Genomic DNA, 15,702 nt, shown 5'->3' with positions numbered 1-15,702 from the left:
TTTATTTCTTCTCTTTGTTAAAATCAATCACAACGGGGGTTGCAATGAAAATAGAAGAGTATGTACCGATCAAGATACCTACGATCAAGGCAAATGAGAAGCCTTGCAATACCGCTCCGCCAAATAGGAACAAGACTATTACCACGATCAAAGTCGTCAATGAAGTGATCGTCGTACGGCTCACTGTGCTGTTGAGTGCCTCGTTGAAGACAGACTTCATATCAGTGCTTTGTTTCGCAGACAAGGTCTCTCTGACACGGTCAAATACTACCACAGTATCGTTGATAGAGTAACCAATGATGGTCAACATCGCAGCGATGAATACCTGATCTACTTCGAATGAGAAACCTAATAAATTAGCAATGGCGAAAGCTGACAGTACAAACAATGTATCATGGAAGAGTGCGATGATGGCTCCCAATCCAAATTGCCATTTTCTAAATCTCACCAAGATGTACAAGAAGATTACGATCAAAGCAAATACGACAGATTCAAAAGAGGCATTTTTGATGTCATCTGCTATCGTAGCACCTACTTTGGACGAACTAGCTATTGTGAAGTTGCCCGCGTCTGCTTTGGTATCGTCTTCTATATAAGTCAATTTGGTAAAGTCAGCAATACCTGCGACCACTGTTTCTTTCACTTTTACATCCGCTTCGTCAGACTCATCTTCGATCAAGTAACTGGTCGTTACTTTCAGAATATTGTCTGCACCGAATGTTTTTACTTCCACGCCTTGGTTATCCAATGATCCTGACAATGAAGTTTTCAATGCTGATGGAACAATCGGATTTTGGAATGTCACTACATAAGATCTACCACCAGTGAAGTCAACACCATAAGTTAAGCCCTTGCCAATCAAAGCAATCATACCAATAGTGATGAAAGTCGCAGAGAAAATGTAGGCCATTTTTCTTTTGGATATGAAATCAAAATTGATGTTGGTCAAGAAGTTTTTAGAGAAAGGTGTAGAGAACGAAATCTTACTCTTGTCTCCTTTTTTGCTCATCCACTCAGTGATGACTCTTGTGATGAATACCGCTGAGAAGAATGAACAGATAATCCCTACAATCAAAGTGATCGCAAAGCCTTTCACTGGCCCTTGTCCTAGGAAGTAAAGGATGAAACCTACCAATAAAGTAGTCACGTTGGCATCTACGATAGACGAATAGGCTTTACTATAACCTGAAGAGATGGCTTGTTTTACTCCTGCGCCATTTCTCAATTCTTCTTTGATTCTTTCGAAGATCAAGACGTTTGCATCAATAGACATACCGATGGTCAATACGATACCTGCAATACCTGGTAGCGTCAAGGCAGCACTCAATTGTGCTAAGATTCCCAGAATGAAAAAGACGTTGAAGAACAAAGCAATGTTCGCTACCATTCCACCTTTGGCATAATAAGCAATCATAAATAAGATCACTATCCCCAAGCCAGCTACTATAGAGATGATTCCTTGCTGCTGTGCTACTTTACCCAAGGTAGGTCCGATCACTACGTCTTCTACAATTGTAGTAGGAGCGGGAAGGCTACCAGCTTTTAAGATGTTGGCCAAATCCTTGGCTTCTTCTAGGGTAAAGTTACCCGTGATTTGTGAGCTGCCGTTAGGGATTTCTCCTTGTACGTTTGGTGCAGAGTACACATATCCATCCAACACGATGGCAACTCTTCTGTTGATGTTGTCTGCTGTCAATTTCTTCCATGCCTTTGCACCTGTAGCGTTCATGTTCATGCCGATAGATGGTGCTGATCTCTGATCCAATTCCTGACGTGCATCGATGATCACCTCTCCAGTCAATGGCGCTTTGCCCCCTCGGCTAGTTTTGATCGCATAGAGTTCGATAAATTCATCTTGGTTCAATACATCTTGTGATTTTACTGGTTTCACAGCCCACAAGAATTTGATTGTAGATGGAATACTTCTTTTTACATCTTCGTTTTGCAATACTCTGTTGATCTTGGCTGTATCCTTGAGGTTGTAGATCAATCCATACTGCGCCTGTAGCAAGCTAAACAATGGAGAAACCTGAGAAGCCAATGCAGCTGAGTCCAATGCGGTACTGTCATTTTCTAGTTGAGCTACTAAATCATCTCCTGCGGTAGAATCTGCAGGGCTGTTGTCTCCTAGCAAATCGTCGATGTTTTCAGTCTTAGTTTCCACTACAGTTGTAGTATCACCTGCTTGTACCAATTCAGACAACTCTGCCTGCTGATCTTTCACAGCTACATCGTTCATCGCTTGGAGCGTAGGGAAAATCTCGTTGATTTCATGTACTTCCCAGAATTCGAGTTTTGCTACACCTTGCAAGAGTTTTCTTACTCTTGTAGGATTGTCTACGCCAGGTAGTTCTATTTGGATTCTGCCAGTTCCTTGTAGTCTCTGGATGTTTGGCTGTGAAGTTCCGAATCTGTCAATTCTAGTTCTGAGGATGTTGAATGATCTTTCGATCGCTCCATCTACTTCCTCATTGATCAATGCCAATACTTCTTCATCTGGCGTGCTCAAGCTAATTCTACCTCTGTTGGCAGCAGTAGCGAATACGGCAGCCAATGATTTGTCTGGAGCCAACTCTTTGAATGAGGCATAAAACTCAGCTACATAGTTGAGTTGTGTCCCTTTGATTTTTTCTTTGGCAGCTGCCAAAGCTTTCAGAAAGTCTGGGTCTTTGCTGTTGCCACTGACACCTTTGACGATTTCTTCTGGAGAAACTTCCAATGTCACGTGCATACCACCTCTCAAGTCAAGTCCTAAGTTCAACTCAGTTTCCTTGATGTCTTGGTAGGTAAATTCTATCCCGAATAGATTGTACACTGGTTCTTTCCAGATAGAATCTAGGTATTGTTGCTTTTTAGCGTAATCTGTCGTGTTGTCAACAGTGGCTGCTGCTGTAGCTTCTTCGTTTACTCTCTGCGCCACGAATGTGAACGACAAGTAATAAATGCAAAGCAAAGAGACCACTACTGTGAGTAATACTACTCCTCCTTTATTTTTCATTGTATATGATGTTAGTAATTATATTATTGTTTGATAAGATCTTGATGAGTGTGTCGTCTGTGAGAAAAGACGAAAAACATGCGTGTACGCGGAATCAGGGTGCGTTGGGCGCTATGATGTAGTTGAAAAGCACCTTGAGCAACTTCTGAGAAAGCTCCTCTACAAATTCGTAGCTGAATGCCCGATTCAAACCTTCGAAAGTAATCTGTGCATCGAGGGTTTGGTAGTCCATGGTGACCACCTGAAACTGTGTCGCAGGTGCTACTGCTTCTAGGCTAGAAATCACCTCAGGGTTTTCGGTTGAATCCGTGTCATCGGCCTTGTCATCTTGTTTGATTTTGCAACAGACCGCAGCATCGATATAATTCTTAGCAATGGGCTGACCAATTACGGCTATCCCTACCAGCATTCCGAAGATCAGAATGAGGGTATTTCGCATAGATATGTCTTTCGATGATTTCATTTGGGTCACGAAAGTAGATAAAACTACAAAGCAAAAAAAGTTTAGGTGAATAAATGTGATACTTAAATGCAACGCTGAGAGAGGATTGCATGCAGATCAATGTTTACTTTTGGCAGATGCAAACTCCATTGGTGTCGGTCATATGTCTCTGCTACAATCAAGCTAGCTATGTCAGAGAATCTCTACAATCTGCGTTGGAGCAAGATTATGACGCACTGCAAATCATCGTCGTGGATGATGGCAGCACGGATGGGAGTAAAACTGTGATTCAAGAATTCTTGAAGAGTCATCCTGAGATTCCTTTCATGGATCTGCCTCACAATCTCGGAAATACAACGGCTTTTAATCAAGGATTGAAAAACGCAACAGGTAAGTATGTCATTGATTTGGCATGTGACGATGTGATGCTCGTGGATAGAATCTCCAAACAAGTTGCATTCTTCGAAAGTCAAGATGATAGAGTAGGTGTCATCTACTCGGATGCGGAGTACATAGATGACAAAGGGAGTTTTTTGAAGTCCCATTTCAAGGATGGGAAATATGTCGCCTATCAGGGAGATGTCTATGAAAAATTGATTGACACCTATTTCATCCCGCCACCTACCATGATGATGCGCAAGGCTGTTTTGGATGAGTTGGGAGGTTATGATGAGTCTCTGGCGTATGAGGATTTTGACTTTTGGATCAGGTCATCTAGGAACTGGCAGTATGCCTATCAAAATGAAACACTGACCAAAATTAGGCTTTTAGAAACTTCTCACTCTTCCAATCTGTACTCCAAAGGAGATCGAAAGCTCTACTCAACAGTTTTGATTTGTGAAAAAATAATGAAGCTGAACAGGTTAGAGGGAGAAAACAATGCACTAGCCAATCGGCTCAAGTACGAACTGCGCCATGCTTTTTTGATGGGTCGTAAACTTGAAGTCGGCCTATTGATTTCAATGCTCAAAGGATTGGAGCAGAAGGGTGTTGTATATCGCTTGTTCGGTATTTTGAATTTCGGAATCAACCTAAAGTATATAAGGAGGTTGGTGCATTTGATAAAGTATAGATAGGAACAAAGTATTTAGTACAAAGATTTTGACCTTGAATCTTTGTACTAAATCTCAATGCCCATTACTCAATGCTATCATCTCCTGTTATCATCTCCAGCTAGCATACTCAAATAACTATCGTATCGAGTGGGTGAAATGCTGCCATCTTGATAGGCAGTCTCTATGGCGCAACCAGGTTCGTGGGTATGCGTGCAATTACTGAATTTGCATTTCCCCATCAGATTCCGTAGTTCTGGGAAATAGTGACTCAGCTCATCTTTCTCGATTTCTGCCAATCCCAATTCTTTGATGCCTGGCGTATCAATGATGTAGGTGTCCGTGCCGAGTTTGAACATCTCTGCGAAGGTAGTGGTATGTACACCTTTCTGCGCAAAGTCCGAAATTTCAGAGGTTTTTTGCTGAGCTTCTGGCGCCAGTTCGTTGACGATCGTTGATTTCCCTACTCCCGAGTGTCCCGTGAATAGCGAGGTTTTGTTCGCCAATTGAGATTTTAGACTTTCTATGTCTTCAGGTTTTAATGCTGATATATAGAGTACCTGATAGCCGAGAGATTCGTACTCCACCATTTTTTCTTTCAGCCCATCCAATTCTTCGGGACTCAAAAGATCAATTTTATTCATCAATATGGTCGCAGGAATTCTAAAAGCCTCTGCTGTAACTAGAAACCTGTCTATGAAACCCAAGGAAGTGCGAGGTGTACCGACAGTCGCGACGATGATCGCTTGATCGAGATTGGATGCGATGATGTGGCTATGACCTTTCTTTTTGGGAGATACTCGGATGATGTAGTTCTCCCGTGGCAGGATTTCTGCGATGATCATGGCACTGGAGTCACCTTGATCCGAGATCAATCTGACCTTGTCACCTACAGCGACTGGATTGGATATTTTCTTGTTTTCCAGCTTGAATTTGCCCTTTAGGCGGCAATTATGCATTTGGCCATCTGCTGTTTCCACCTGATACCAAAGCCCCATTGATTTAGTTACTATTCCTTGCACCCGCCAAAAATAGAGAAACCGTCCCAATTAGTATTGAGACGGTCTGTAATGTTATGGATTATAACTGTTCTTAGTTGTTAGACAAATACTCAGCTACTCCAGCTTTGGTTGCTTTCATTGCTTCTTTGCCTTCTTCCCAGTTAGCTGGACATACTTCACCGTGCTTTTCCACGTATTGAAGCGCATCTACCAATCTGATCATTTCGTCGATGTTTCTACCTAGTGGCAAATCATTGATCGTTTCTTGTCTTACCGTACCCGTCTTGTCAATCAAGAAAGTACCTCTGTAAGCGATCGGAAGTCCGTTGAATGAAAGATTTCCATCCTCGTTGTAATCCCAATCACCTGCCAATACGCCAAAGTTGCTTGCAATAGTTTTGCTAGTGTCAGCTACGATAGGGTAAGTCACGCCTTCGATTCCTCCTTTGTTTTTTGGAGTAGACAACCAAGCCAAGTGAGACTCTTCAGTATCTGTCGAAGCTCCTACAATGGCTACCCCTCTTTTCTCGAATTCAGCCAATTTCTCTTGGAAAGCCAAGATTTCTGTTGGGCATACGAAAGTGAAGTCTTTTGGATAAAAGAAGAAGATAACCTCTTTTTTACCGATGTATTGATCTAGAGAAAATGATTCTACTATTTCTTCCCCGTTGATTACTGCTGGCGCGTTAAAAATGGGTGCTTTTTTTCCTACTAATGACATAATTGTATTTTCGTTTTAAAGAATTAATTTATCGAGGGCAAATTTAAACTTAGGTCAAGGGATATGTGGTGAATAGAAATAAATTTTATTGATGAGAGCATAGATATTTTATTGATCTAAAAAATCAACCTCTCCATCGAGTAAAAAATCATTTTTTATGTAATTAATCTAAATCCACCTATTTTTAATGCGCAAAATCAAATACGGAAAATATGAAATTGAAATTTACAAATAAAGTCGGAGGGGTATTGATAGCTTTGATCTTAGGAACCTCGGTTACTCAGGCTCAGGACTTGGCTGATATGACAGAGTTTTTAAAGGCAGGGTCTGAAGATGCCAGTGTTTTTATGGGAGATTATCTCAATCCTATGTTCACAGGCTTGGGCTATGGAGCCGCCAATGGCTGGTACAATACTGCCAAAGCGCACAAGCCGCTGGGGTTTGACCTTACTGTCACACTCAATGTAGCCAAAGCACCAAGTAGCGATTTGTTTTTTAATATCAATGAGGATGATTATGATAATGTAGAGCTAGTGGATCCAAGTAAACCAAAAACATCTACGCTCTTTGGAGATGAAACGACGACAGAAGTGACTGCCGAGTACACACATTCAGAGACAGGTACTACGGTTACTTCCACGTTTACCACTCCTGAAGGTCTACAAGCCAGTGGATTGGATAAAAAATATGCTGGATATGTACCAATGCCTATGGTACAGTTGGGGATTGGATTGATCAAAAACACTGATCTGAAAGTGAGATGGATGCCTACGATCAAGGGTGAGGATGATTATGGCAATGAGTCCAAAGTGAGTTTGTTTGGTCTAGGTTTGATGCATGATTTCAAACAATGGATACCAGCGATCAAACATATCCCGATTGATATGGCTGTTTTGGTAGGCTACAACAGAATCAATACTTCTTCTGGATTAGACACTAATGGAGATGTGATGGAAGGTGAAAATCAAAGAGGAGAATTTGCGATTAACTCATGGACTTATCAGTTGTTGGTCTCTAAAAAGTTGTCTGTCTTGACTATATATGGAGGTTTTGGGTACAACAATACTTCTACTAATTTGAAGATTTTGGGAACCTACGATATCAGCGATGAAAACTCACCATTACCAGTGATATTGACAGACCCTGTGGATGAAACATATTTGAGTAGTGGATGGAGAGGTACTGCGGGTTTGAGATTGCAGTTGGCTGTGATTACTATCCATGCAGATTACACATTCCAAGAATACAATACTTTGACTGCAGGTATCGGTTTTACCCTCAGATAAGAAAGTATTTTGTTGAAATGATTAGAAGCGTCTCAAATTTTGGGACGCTTTTTTTATAGTCGATTTAGAATGAGAAGAGGGGAAGAGTTTTTCTCCAAAGCATGTTTTTTATAAAATGAAAAAGCCCAGAAGTGACTCAGGGCTTTTTCATTTTTGATAAAAATGTTAAACAGGTGTATGAATAAAATTTGTGTTATGTACTGTTATATACAGATAGGCAGTAGATAGTAACCCCAAGAAGAGTGTTTTTTTTGAAAAAGTTTTGAAAATTACGAAAAGGGGCTCAAAAATGAAATCAAGGCTGTTTTAGCATGGCAGAATTTACCACATAAACGGAATCTTTTGAGCTATGGAGGTTTTTTTCTACGGCCAAAGCCTCTTCGGATTTGTTAAGTTTGCTGGCAAAGAGGATAATGAACAGGACGGATATTTTAATGATGAACGATAGTTCAGATTTAGCTTTCCTAGACATTGGTTTTGTTTTATTTCTTCGGAGTAAAATTATATGATTCTTACTCCTTAGTTACTTCAATTCGATGAATGTTGCGAAAATATAGATTAATGACCTAATCTCTTATGGAATCGAATTTTAAATAGTAGAGGTATCCTCAATTAGTGGTGTGAAAAATTATTAAAGTCATGAAGAAAGTTTTATTTGTCTGTTTGGGCAACATCTGTAGGTCACCATTGGGGGAGGCTATATTCAATGAAAAGGCTAAAAATTATCAATTGATGGCAGATTCTGCAGGTACTGCTGCCTACCACATAGGCAAAGACCCAGATCATCGTTCGATCAAAGTAGCTCAAGAGAATGGTATCATGATGATACACAAGGCACGGAAGTTTGAAAGAGAGGACTTTGAGCGTTTCGATTATGTTTTGGCAATGGATCAACAGAATTATGAAGATATGCGTGCCTTGTCAGGTGGAGAAGTGAGTAACCTGTATTTGCTCCGTGAGTTCGATCCATTGGCAGATGGTGACATGGATGTGCCAGACCCATACTATGGAGGCTATGATGGTTTTATTCATGTTTTTGAGATGATATCTAGGTCCGTTGATCAGTTGATCAACCATATCCAAAGGGAAAATTGATTGGTAAGTCTTGAAGGGTTTTCCACACTTTTTATCTTTGCCCTATGGTGGAGCATGAGCCCTCATTAAGAATCGAACGCAGGTTGATGTTCAATTGAGGTGAGTTTGGGGGAATCAAAAAAGGGCTTAGCAATCAACGATCTCTAAGCCCTTTTTAAGAATTTTTTATCTAAGGAATTTATTTAGCCTTTTGTGCACTGAGTTCTTTGTGTATTTTCTCAGGGACATAGAGCATGTGGTAGACTTTTTTGGTTTTTTGTTCCAAAATGATCTCATCTCTGTGGTACAATGTTTTCATCGCAGCATCATCGTATCCTATGATGGTCAACAACTCTAGGTTGTCTCTCAGTTCGATTTCAAAGTCATTTTTTAAGATTTCAACCAAGTTCTCTACTTTGTCAAACTTCTTGTCGATGCAGATAGAAAAACTAACAGCAGAGTTTTGCATCAAGTTGATCTTGATATTGAGTTGATCTAGTGCATTGAAGATGATACTCAATTTTTTTTCATCAATGAAGGTAAAATCCGTGACTTTGAAGTCGATGAATACCTGTTTGGTCTTCAAGATGAAAGAGGCAGGATGCTTCTCAGCATTGCCTTTGCCTATCACAGTGCCGATATTTTCTGGAGCAGTGAATGGTCTTACATACAACTTGATCTTGTTCTGCGCCAGTGGCTTGATCGTTCTTGGGTGAATGATAGATGCACCATAGTAAGTCATCTCTGCGGCATCTGTGTACTTCAACTCTGGGATGACGGTAGCTTCTGGCATCTTGCGCGGGTCTGCTGTCATCACGCCAGGGACGTCTTTCCAGACAGTCACAGACTCAGCTTGCAAACCAGTAGCAAAAATTGCGGCACTGAAATCCGAGCCTTCACGTCCCAATGTAGTGGTTTTTCCTTCTCCATTAGACCCTATGAAACCTTGAGATACTACGATGCTGTCTTTGGCAAAAGCAGGAATCTTACTACCTATGTTTCTTTTGGTGATCTCCCAATCCACTCGCGCATCTGTGTAATTGAAGTCGGTTTTGATGTATTTTCTAGCATCTAACCAAACAGCTTTTTTGACGTGCTCGTTGATGTAGCTTCTCACAATACGGGTAGAAAGTAGCTCTCCTTGGCTCACCATTTCGCTATAGACCTCAGCATAATTTTTGCTCTTAGCGTTTTCTAGGTATTCTTCGATGCCTTCAAAAATCGATTCGATCCGCTCGAATATGTCATGATCTTTGTTGAAAAGATTCTTTGATATATCAATATGGAAGTTTTTGATCCAGTTGAGCTTGTCTTTCCAGTTTTGCCTATCATAGTACAATTGTACCAATTCCTCCAGATGATTGGTTGTCTTGCCCATGGCAGAGACTACCACCACTAGTTCGTCATTGCTGAACATTTTGATAACTTCAGCCACATTTTTTACTGAGTCAGCATCTTTGACAGATGCACCTCCAAATTTGAAAACTTTCATGTCTATTTTAAATATTAAACCCTAACCCAGGATCACGGGTACTTTCGATTGGAATTTTAGGCAATTGCCAAATTTTTGCAACGAAAGTGTGTGCAAAGCTAGAATCCTAGTTGGAAAATAGAAAGAAATTGAATTTAATTTCGAAATAAGATATAGTAGTGTACCAGGAAATTAAAAAACTGAAAACCATATCTTTGCCCCACCCAAATCAATAATTTATGAATGATAATACTGCAATAGGGTCTACAATAGGTACGACACTAGATAGATTTATTAAAAACAAACAATCAGAGTTTCCATTTGCTACAGGTGAGCTGAGTCAATTGTTGCGTGACATTGCGCTTGCAGGCAAAATAATCAACCTAGAAATCAGCAAATCAGGTCTACTAGATATCGCAGGTGCCTATGGTACAACCAATATTCAAGGAGAAGCCCAACAGAAACTGGATGTAATTGCCAATGTGCGCTTTATCCGTGCTTTGAAGAATGGAGGAGAGGTCTGTGCGATTGTCTCAGAAGAAGATGATGAAATCGTAGAAATCAATGTCGATAGCAATTATGTAGTCGCGATGGATCCGTTGGACGGATCGTCCAATATTGATGTGAATGTATCTATCGGCACGATATTTTCGATATACAGGAGAATCTCGCCTGTGGGTACGCATGTCACCAAAGAAGATGTCTTGCAAAAGGGAGATCAGCAAGTGGCAGCTGGTTATATTCTATATGGTTCGTCCACGATGCTGGTTTATACGACTGGTCATGGAGTCAATGGATTTACACATGAGCCATCATTGGGTGAGTTTGTGTTGTCTCATAGTGATATCAAATCTCCTCAGGATGGAAACATTTATTCAATCAATGAAGGTTCATATTACAGTTTTGAACCAGGAGTGAGAAAGTACATAGAGTATTGCAAAGAACAAAGGTATTCTGCTAGGTACATAGGTTCGTTGGTGTCGGATTTTCATCGCAATATGTTCAAGGGAGGTATATACATTTATCCTAGGACAGATCAGGCATTGAATGGCAAGTTGAGGTTGGTGTACGAGTGCAATGCATTGGCTTTCATCGCTGAGCAATCTGGCGGTATGGCTACAGATGGAGAGAGACGCATCATGGAGATAGATCCTCTTGAATTGCACCAACGGACTCAACTTTTCATAGGATCACCTACGATGGTGCAAAAGGCTCAGAGTTTTTTATAGCAGATCGCGGTATTTCTCTCGTGTGATTACCTTTTGAGATTCGCGTTTGATGATTTCTCTGGCTAGTGAAAGGTTAATCTCCTCGGGAGCTGCCGTAGTGATGATTTCTTTGAATATCTGCTCACTCAAATCAATTTTGTAGCAGGTGCTCATCAGTCGATCAAGGTCGTGATTGAGCAGATATTCTATAATTTTAGACAGCTTTTGTTCTAGTTCCTCTGATGTGTGTTCTCGCAGGACGAGTTCATTTTCGGGGAGTTGAAAATGAGCCAGCAGGAGAGGGACACATTTCTGAACCTGATTTTCCAATTAATCTTTGGATTCAGCTTCTTTTTCTTCGGTGCTTTCTTCGAACACTTGTGGGTGCGTAGCACTCAACAGGTTATACCAAGTCACCAATTTTTTTATATCTGAGACATACACTCTCTCTTCGTCGTACTCTGGCAATACATGCTTGAGGAATGATTTGAGTTCCTCAGTGTCTGAGCTGCTGGTCAAGCCTGTATCCCCATCGAACTCGGCGTGGATTTTTCTCATCACTACATCCAGCGGGCAAGAACCTTCTGCATCAGTCGTATAGATAGATATTTCTCCGAGGATCGATACTTTAGAATTCATGTTGACAACCAATTTTTTCTTTTGGTCATCCATTGTCTCCAAAATCACACCCCCACGTGTAGGTGCAACTACGGTGAATAATCCCCCTTTGCCTGATACTGTTGCTATCTCTTTAAAATCCATGTGCTAATCGTTTATGGGCGACAAAACTAATATAATGTTTTAGGTTCTACCACGAAGTTGCAGGAAATCCAAAACGGATGATGCTGAAATTTGGGTAAAAATAAAATATCGATGACCTAAACTATTGAACGGTTGATTTGATCGATGTAGTCCAATATCTCTTGTTGACCGATTTTTTGAGCTGAAGACGATACAAAGGAAGGAGGCAATTGTTCCCAAGTCTGACTTAGTGTGTTTTTGAAAGTTGCGATGTTGGACAAAATTTTTCTATTGCCTGTTTTGTCAGCTTTCGTAAAAATAATCGATACTGGTAACCCATTTTCTCCCACCCATTGGATGAATTCTAAATCGATTTTTTGGGGAGGGATTCTTGAATCGATTAGGACGAAAATATTCATTAGATTTTCTCTTCTCAACAGGTATTGTCGGATCATTTGTTGCCAGCTTTCTTTGAGCGTTTTGCTGACCTGTGCCCAGCCATAGCCTGGCAAATCCACCAAATACCATTCTTCGTTGATATGAAAATGGTTGATGAGTTGGGTTTTTCCGGGTTTTCCAGAGGTTTTAGCCAGTTTGGTCTTGTCAGTGAGCATATTGATCAGTGATGATTTGCCCACATTGGACCTGCCGATGAAGGCATACTCAGGTTGGGTAGTGACGGGGCATTTGGTGTGGTCAGTATTACTGATGACAAACTCTGCTGATTTGATTTTCATAATACAAAATTAGGGTCTTCATAGGACAAATGACTACAGCTCGTGGGGAATGTCAGTATATTTCCTTTTTTTTCAGAAGTATTAAATGGCTAACTGCTTAATATTGCAGTCCATAAAACACATACGAAGTTGACAGTATTACCTTACAAAGACAAAGAGGGGAGTAAAAAGGAGCAAGTGGCAGAAATGTTCAATAGCATAAGCAAGCGCTATGATTTCTTGAATCATTTTCTGAGCATGGGAATCGATATTCTTTGGAGAAAAAAGGCAATCAGCCTGCTGAAGGCAGATAAACCCAAACTGATACTGGATGTAGCCACTGGCACTGGAGACTTGGCGATTGAGTCTCTTAAACTCAATCCTGATAAGGTAATAGGGGTCGACATCTCCGAAGGAATGCTCGAAATGGGACGTGCCAAGATGAAACGTCTCGGATACGACCATAAGATAGAAATGACAATGGGTGATTCAGAGCAGTTGCTTTTTGATGACAATAAATTTGATGCGGTAGTCGTTGCCTTTGGAGTGAGGAACTTTCAGAATCTTGAAAAGGGACTTGAAGACATGAGACGAGTGCTCAAAGATGGAGGCAAAGTGGTCATATTGGAGTTTTCCAACCCTACGGCTTTCCCGATGAAGCAGTTGTATAGTTTTTACTCGAATGCTATTTTGCCCTTGATTGGGAAAATGGTCTCCAAGGATAGTTCTGCCTACACTTACCTACCTGAGTCTGTTCAAGAATTTCCGTTTGGAGATGATTTCTTGGCAATACTTGATAAATTGGGCTTTAAAGAAACTAAATGCATACCACTTACATTCGGCATCAGCTCTATATATACTGCAGTAAAGTAACATTGGCAATCTTGTTGCTGCTACTCATGGGGTACCATGAAGGTCACGCACAAGTCGATGGCACGCTTAATTTGCCTCATTTTGATGAACAAAGACTTCATTATGGATTCATGATTGGTATGCATACGGCACACTATCGTTTGGAATATGATGATGATTTTGTGACGCCCAACTATGATACTCTGCACTCAGTGGTGCCGCCAAACAACATAGGTTTCAAGGTAGGGTTTATAGTTGATTACCATATCAATGACCTGCTAGATGTTCGGTTGAGTCCTACCTTTAGCTTCAATCAGCTACAGCTCAATTACAGGTATTCTAACGGAGAAATCAAAGAAGATCTACAAGATCCGACGTATGTGGAATTGCCTCTGCTACTCAAGTATAAATCCATCAGACGAATGAATCGCAGAATGTATTTTTTAGCTGGACTGAACCCCGCATTCAAAGCGGTTAGCTCTCAGGACAAGGAAAATAAGAGTGAAAAATTGCTTACCAAGGGCTTCAATTTGTCTCTCGACATTGGGGTGGGGATGGATTTGTATCAACCACTTTTTAAGTTTTCTCCTGAGTTGAGGTATTCTTATGGACTGCTCAATGTACTTGATGATCAAGAGAATAGTTATAGTGCGCCATTGCGGAATCTCACCATTCATTCCCTATCCTTCTTCATCACCTTCGAAGGGGGGCCATCTACGTTTAGCAAAAAGGGTAAAAAGCAGAGAAAAAGATAATCAAGGCGCCATGCCCAATTTTAACTCTGGATCTTCGTCATTGAGGTATTTCATCTTGTAGACGAAATAAAGTAAGTAATTGAACTTGTTGACTGAATAATAGCTCGAATCTGGGTCGTTGGTAGAGGCTTTAGTCTCAGATTGAGGAGAAGCTTCCTTTTGTGCTGCTGAATTGTTGGCTTTTAGGGTTGCCTCATCATGAGATTTTTCTGGATTGGAATTGTACTTTTCTTTCTCCGATTTGGTCTTTTCACCTTTGTCAGTGGTAGGATCGGCATGTGCCAATCCAGTGACAAGTATCAGGCAGAATATGGAAGCTATCTTTTTCAAATTCACAGACTAATGGTTGTTAGCCCTGCAAAATAGAGAAAAAAAGTCACAAGACCATGGCGAATTGATCTACATGCTTAAAAGCAGGTTTATACATGTATTATGTAAGTGTCTCGTTCACTGCGGATTCCACCCATTCTTTCTTTGAATTGGATCAAGGAGTCCTGTGGAGTCCCATCAATGGATGAGATCCCTAAGTCAAAAAAACGAGCATTAGCTTTTTTAAGATCTCGAATGAGTAGATCAGTCAGGAAGGCTAAGGGACTGTAGGTAGCAAAATATCGGTCAAAGGCGGGTAGGTAGTTGTATGTAACCTCTGGTGTCACGGTTATGGTGACAGTGCAAGCCAGTAGCCGATGTGTGGAATCTCTGACTGTGTACATATTGTACACATCAGCGAGCTGACTCAGGAGTCGAACGAAATGGCTCTTGGAAACATTGACGCTCAATCCTTGCTGTAATCTGCATTGGCTCAAAAAGTCGTAGATCTCGGCAGATGCAGTATGGGATTCTTTTTGGTATGTAAACCCTGCATTCTGACATTTTTTGATCCTGCGTCTTTGCATGGGGTGAATATCTTCTTCCTGGATGTTGGACAGGTCAATGTGGTGGTTGATTTCTGTGTTCTTTCTGAACCCTTGGGTGAATAGACTGTTGATTAGTTTGTTTTGACTGGGTGTGTGAAAGAAATCAGGGTTTTGCTTGATTTGGAGGCTCACTACATTTTTTTCAGTCAGGTATTGAGACAGAGAGGATAAAAAACTTTTGGTGTCAGTTTGATTAGGTAAATGCTGCATCACAAAACCGCCATAGGGTGCTTTGGGTATTGATATGGCTTCTTGTCCCATGATGGCAAAGGGGATTTTTATGCTGGCATCAGTGTCATTGGACTGCCAGACGAAAGAATTATAGTTTTGTATTTCATTGGCTTGAAAATATCTTTCTTCGCTAAAAATCATAAATTTGAAATAGTGCTTCGGCAATTTTCCTTGTGTTGGAAAGTTAACCAAAGATATAGGCTGGTACGTGATTTGTGAATGTGTCCCGAAGTTTAA

At 40.8% G+C, this 15,702-nt stretch carries 16 protein-coding genes; 6 read left to right on the top strand and 10 right to left on the bottom strand.

Annotated features, from left to right (window positions below; translation table 11 throughout):
* Position 1: 1 nt before the first annotated feature.
* Positions 2-2,998: a protein translocase subunit SecDF gene (secDF, locus tag N6H18_RS03250; RefSeq protein WP_262310402.1), complete on the bottom strand. Its 2,997-nt coding sequence runs from the start codon at positions 2,996-2,998 to the stop codon at positions 2-4.
* Positions 2,999-3,092: 94 nt separating this feature from the next.
* Positions 3,093-3,437 (bottom strand): hypothetical protein, encoded by a 345-nt coding sequence (locus N6H18_RS03245; protein WP_262310401.1) that lies wholly within the window; start codon positions 3,435-3,437, stop codon positions 3,093-3,095.
* Positions 3,438-3,577: 140 nt separating this feature from the next.
* Here N6H18_RS03245 and N6H18_RS03240 point away from each other — a divergent pair, with 140 nt between their 5' ends.
* Positions 3,578-4,516, top strand: coding sequence for a glycosyltransferase family 2 protein (locus tag N6H18_RS03240; protein ID WP_262310400.1), 939 nt, complete (start codon positions 3,578-3,580; stop codon positions 4,514-4,516).
* Between the two features lie 74 nt (positions 4,517-4,590).
* Here the strand turns inward: N6H18_RS03240 and rsgA are convergent, their stop codons facing one another.
* Positions 4,591-5,514 (bottom strand): ribosome small subunit-dependent GTPase A, encoded by a 924-nt coding sequence (rsgA, locus tag N6H18_RS03235; protein ID WP_262310399.1) that lies wholly within the window; start codon positions 5,512-5,514, stop codon positions 4,591-4,593.
* 70 nt (positions 5,515-5,584) lie between these two features.
* Positions 5,585-6,214 (bottom strand): peroxiredoxin, encoded by a 630-nt coding sequence (locus N6H18_RS03230; protein WP_262310398.1) that lies wholly within the window; start codon positions 6,212-6,214, stop codon positions 5,585-5,587.
* 212 nt (positions 6,215-6,426) lie between these two features.
* Between N6H18_RS03230 and N6H18_RS03225 the strand changes: the two genes are divergently transcribed.
* Together N6H18_RS03225 and N6H18_RS03220 are read left to right on the top strand one after the other, a co-directional pair.
* Positions 6,427-7,500, top strand: coding sequence for a DUF6588 family protein (locus N6H18_RS03225; protein WP_262310397.1), 1,074 nt, complete (start codon positions 6,427-6,429; stop codon positions 7,498-7,500).
* A gap of 639 nt (positions 7,501-8,139) precedes the next feature.
* A complete protein-coding gene (locus N6H18_RS03220; RefSeq protein WP_262310396.1) occupies positions 8,140-8,595 on the top strand; it encodes a low molecular weight protein-tyrosine-phosphatase in 456 nt (151 codons plus the stop codon).
* Positions 8,596-8,773: 178 nt separating this feature from the next.
* Here N6H18_RS03220 and N6H18_RS03215 read toward each other — a convergent pair whose 3' ends face one another.
* The gene (locus N6H18_RS03215; protein ID WP_262310395.1) at positions 8,774-10,066 is read right to left on the bottom strand and encodes an aspartate kinase; all 1,293 of its coding nucleotides are present in this window, start codon (positions 10,064-10,066) and stop codon (positions 8,774-8,776) included.
* A 218-nt stretch (positions 10,067-10,284) separates the two neighbouring features.
* On the opposite strand from N6H18_RS03215, the gene fbp reads away from it, so the two are divergent.
* Positions 10,285-11,274: a class 1 fructose-bisphosphatase gene (fbp, locus tag N6H18_RS03210; protein WP_262310394.1), complete on the top strand. Its 990-nt coding sequence runs from the start codon at positions 10,285-10,287 to the stop codon at positions 11,272-11,274.
* Here the strand turns inward: fbp and N6H18_RS03205 are convergent.
* The 3 genes from N6H18_RS03205 to yihA form a co-directional block, all read right to left on the bottom strand.
* Positions 11,269-11,583: a hypothetical protein gene (locus N6H18_RS03205; protein WP_262310393.1), complete on the bottom strand. Its 315-nt coding sequence runs from the start codon at positions 11,581-11,583 to the stop codon at positions 11,269-11,271. The genes fbp and N6H18_RS03205 overlap by 6 nt on opposite strands.
* Entirely contained in the window at positions 11,584-12,015 is a 432-nt protein-coding gene (locus N6H18_RS03200) for a DUF5606 family protein (protein ID WP_262310392.1), read from the bottom strand.
* Between the two features lie 116 nt (positions 12,016-12,131).
* Entirely contained in the window at positions 12,132-12,731 is a 600-nt protein-coding gene (yihA, locus tag N6H18_RS03195) for a ribosome biogenesis GTP-binding protein YihA/YsxC (RefSeq protein ID WP_262310391.1), read from the bottom strand.
* Positions 12,732-12,860: 129 nt separating this feature from the next.
* On the opposite strand from yihA, the gene ubiE reads away from it, so the two are divergent.
* Both ubiE and porT read left to right on the top strand, forming a co-directional pair.
* Entirely contained in the window at positions 12,861-13,583 is a 723-nt protein-coding gene (gene ubiE / locus N6H18_RS03190) for a bifunctional demethylmenaquinone methyltransferase/2-methoxy-6-polyprenyl-1,4-benzoquinol methylase UbiE (RefSeq protein WP_262310390.1), read from the top strand.
* Positions 13,532-14,317 (top strand): type IX secretion/gliding motility protein PorT/SprT, encoded by a 786-nt coding sequence (gene porT, locus N6H18_RS03185; RefSeq protein WP_262310389.1) that lies wholly within the window; start codon positions 13,532-13,534, stop codon positions 14,315-14,317. Before ubiE ends, porT begins: the two co-directional genes overlap by 52 nt.
* Here porT and N6H18_RS03180 read toward each other — a convergent pair whose 3' ends face one another.
* Both N6H18_RS03180 and N6H18_RS03175 read right to left on the bottom strand, forming a co-directional pair.
* Entirely contained in the window at positions 14,318-14,653 is a 336-nt protein-coding gene (locus N6H18_RS03180; protein ID WP_262310388.1) for a hypothetical protein, read from the bottom strand.
* Between the two features lie 83 nt (positions 14,654-14,736).
* Positions 14,737-15,606 (bottom strand): GNAT family N-acetyltransferase, encoded by an 870-nt coding sequence (locus N6H18_RS03175; RefSeq protein ID WP_262310387.1) that lies wholly within the window; start codon positions 15,604-15,606, stop codon positions 14,737-14,739.
* Positions 15,607-15,702 lie beyond the last annotated feature (96 nt).

The sequence above is a fragment of the Reichenbachiella agarivorans genome (genome assembly GCF_025502585.1).
In the GTDB taxonomy this organism is placed as follows: Bacteria; Bacteroidota; Bacteroidia; order Cytophagales; family Cyclobacteriaceae; genus Reichenbachiella; species Reichenbachiella agarivorans.
The sequence above is the reverse complement of the archived record's forward strand: the minus strand, read 5'-3'. Positions and strand labels throughout refer to the sequence as shown.

Excerpts from the sequence above, each read along its gene's own strand:
- secDF (WP_262310402.1), bottom strand. The coding sequence starts at position 2,998 with ATGAAAAATAAAGGAGGAGTAGTATTACTCACAGTAGTGGTCTCTTTG.
- N6H18_RS03245 (WP_262310401.1), bottom strand. The coding sequence starts at position 3,437 with ATGCGAAATACCCTCATTCTGATCTTCGGAATGCTGGTAGGGATAGCC.
- N6H18_RS03240 (WP_262310400.1), top strand. The coding sequence starts at position 3,578 with ATGCAAACTCCATTGGTGTCGGTCATATGTCTCTGCTACAATCAAGCT.
- N6H18_RS03230 (WP_262310398.1), bottom strand. The coding sequence starts at position 6,214 with ATGTCATTAGTAGGAAAAAAAGCACCCATTTTTAACGCGCCAGCAGTA.
- N6H18_RS03225 (WP_262310397.1), top strand. The coding sequence starts at position 6,427 with ATGAAATTGAAATTTACAAATAAAGTCGGAGGGGTATTGATAGCTTTG.
- N6H18_RS03220 (WP_262310396.1), top strand. The coding sequence starts at position 8,140 with ATGAAGAAAGTTTTATTTGTCTGTTTGGGCAACATCTGTAGGTCACCA.
- N6H18_RS03215 (WP_262310395.1), bottom strand. The coding sequence starts at position 10,066 with ATGAAAGTTTTCAAATTTGGAGGTGCATCTGTCAAAGATGCTGACTCA.
- fbp (WP_262310394.1), top strand. The coding sequence starts at position 10,285 with ATGAATGATAATACTGCAATAGGGTCTACAATAGGTACGACACTAGAT.
- N6H18_RS03200 (WP_262310392.1), bottom strand. The coding sequence starts at position 12,015 with ATGGATTTTAAAGAGATAGCAACAGTATCAGGCAAAGGGGGATTATTC.
- yihA (WP_262310391.1), bottom strand. The coding sequence starts at position 12,731 with ATGAAAATCAAATCAGCAGAGTTTGTCATCAGTAATACTGACCACACC.
- porT (WP_262310389.1), top strand. The coding sequence starts at position 13,532 with ATGCATACCACTTACATTCGGCATCAGCTCTATATATACTGCAGTAAA.
- N6H18_RS03175 (WP_262310387.1), bottom strand. The coding sequence starts at position 15,606 with ATGATTTTTAGCGAAGAAAGATATTTTCAAGCCAATGAAATACAAAAC.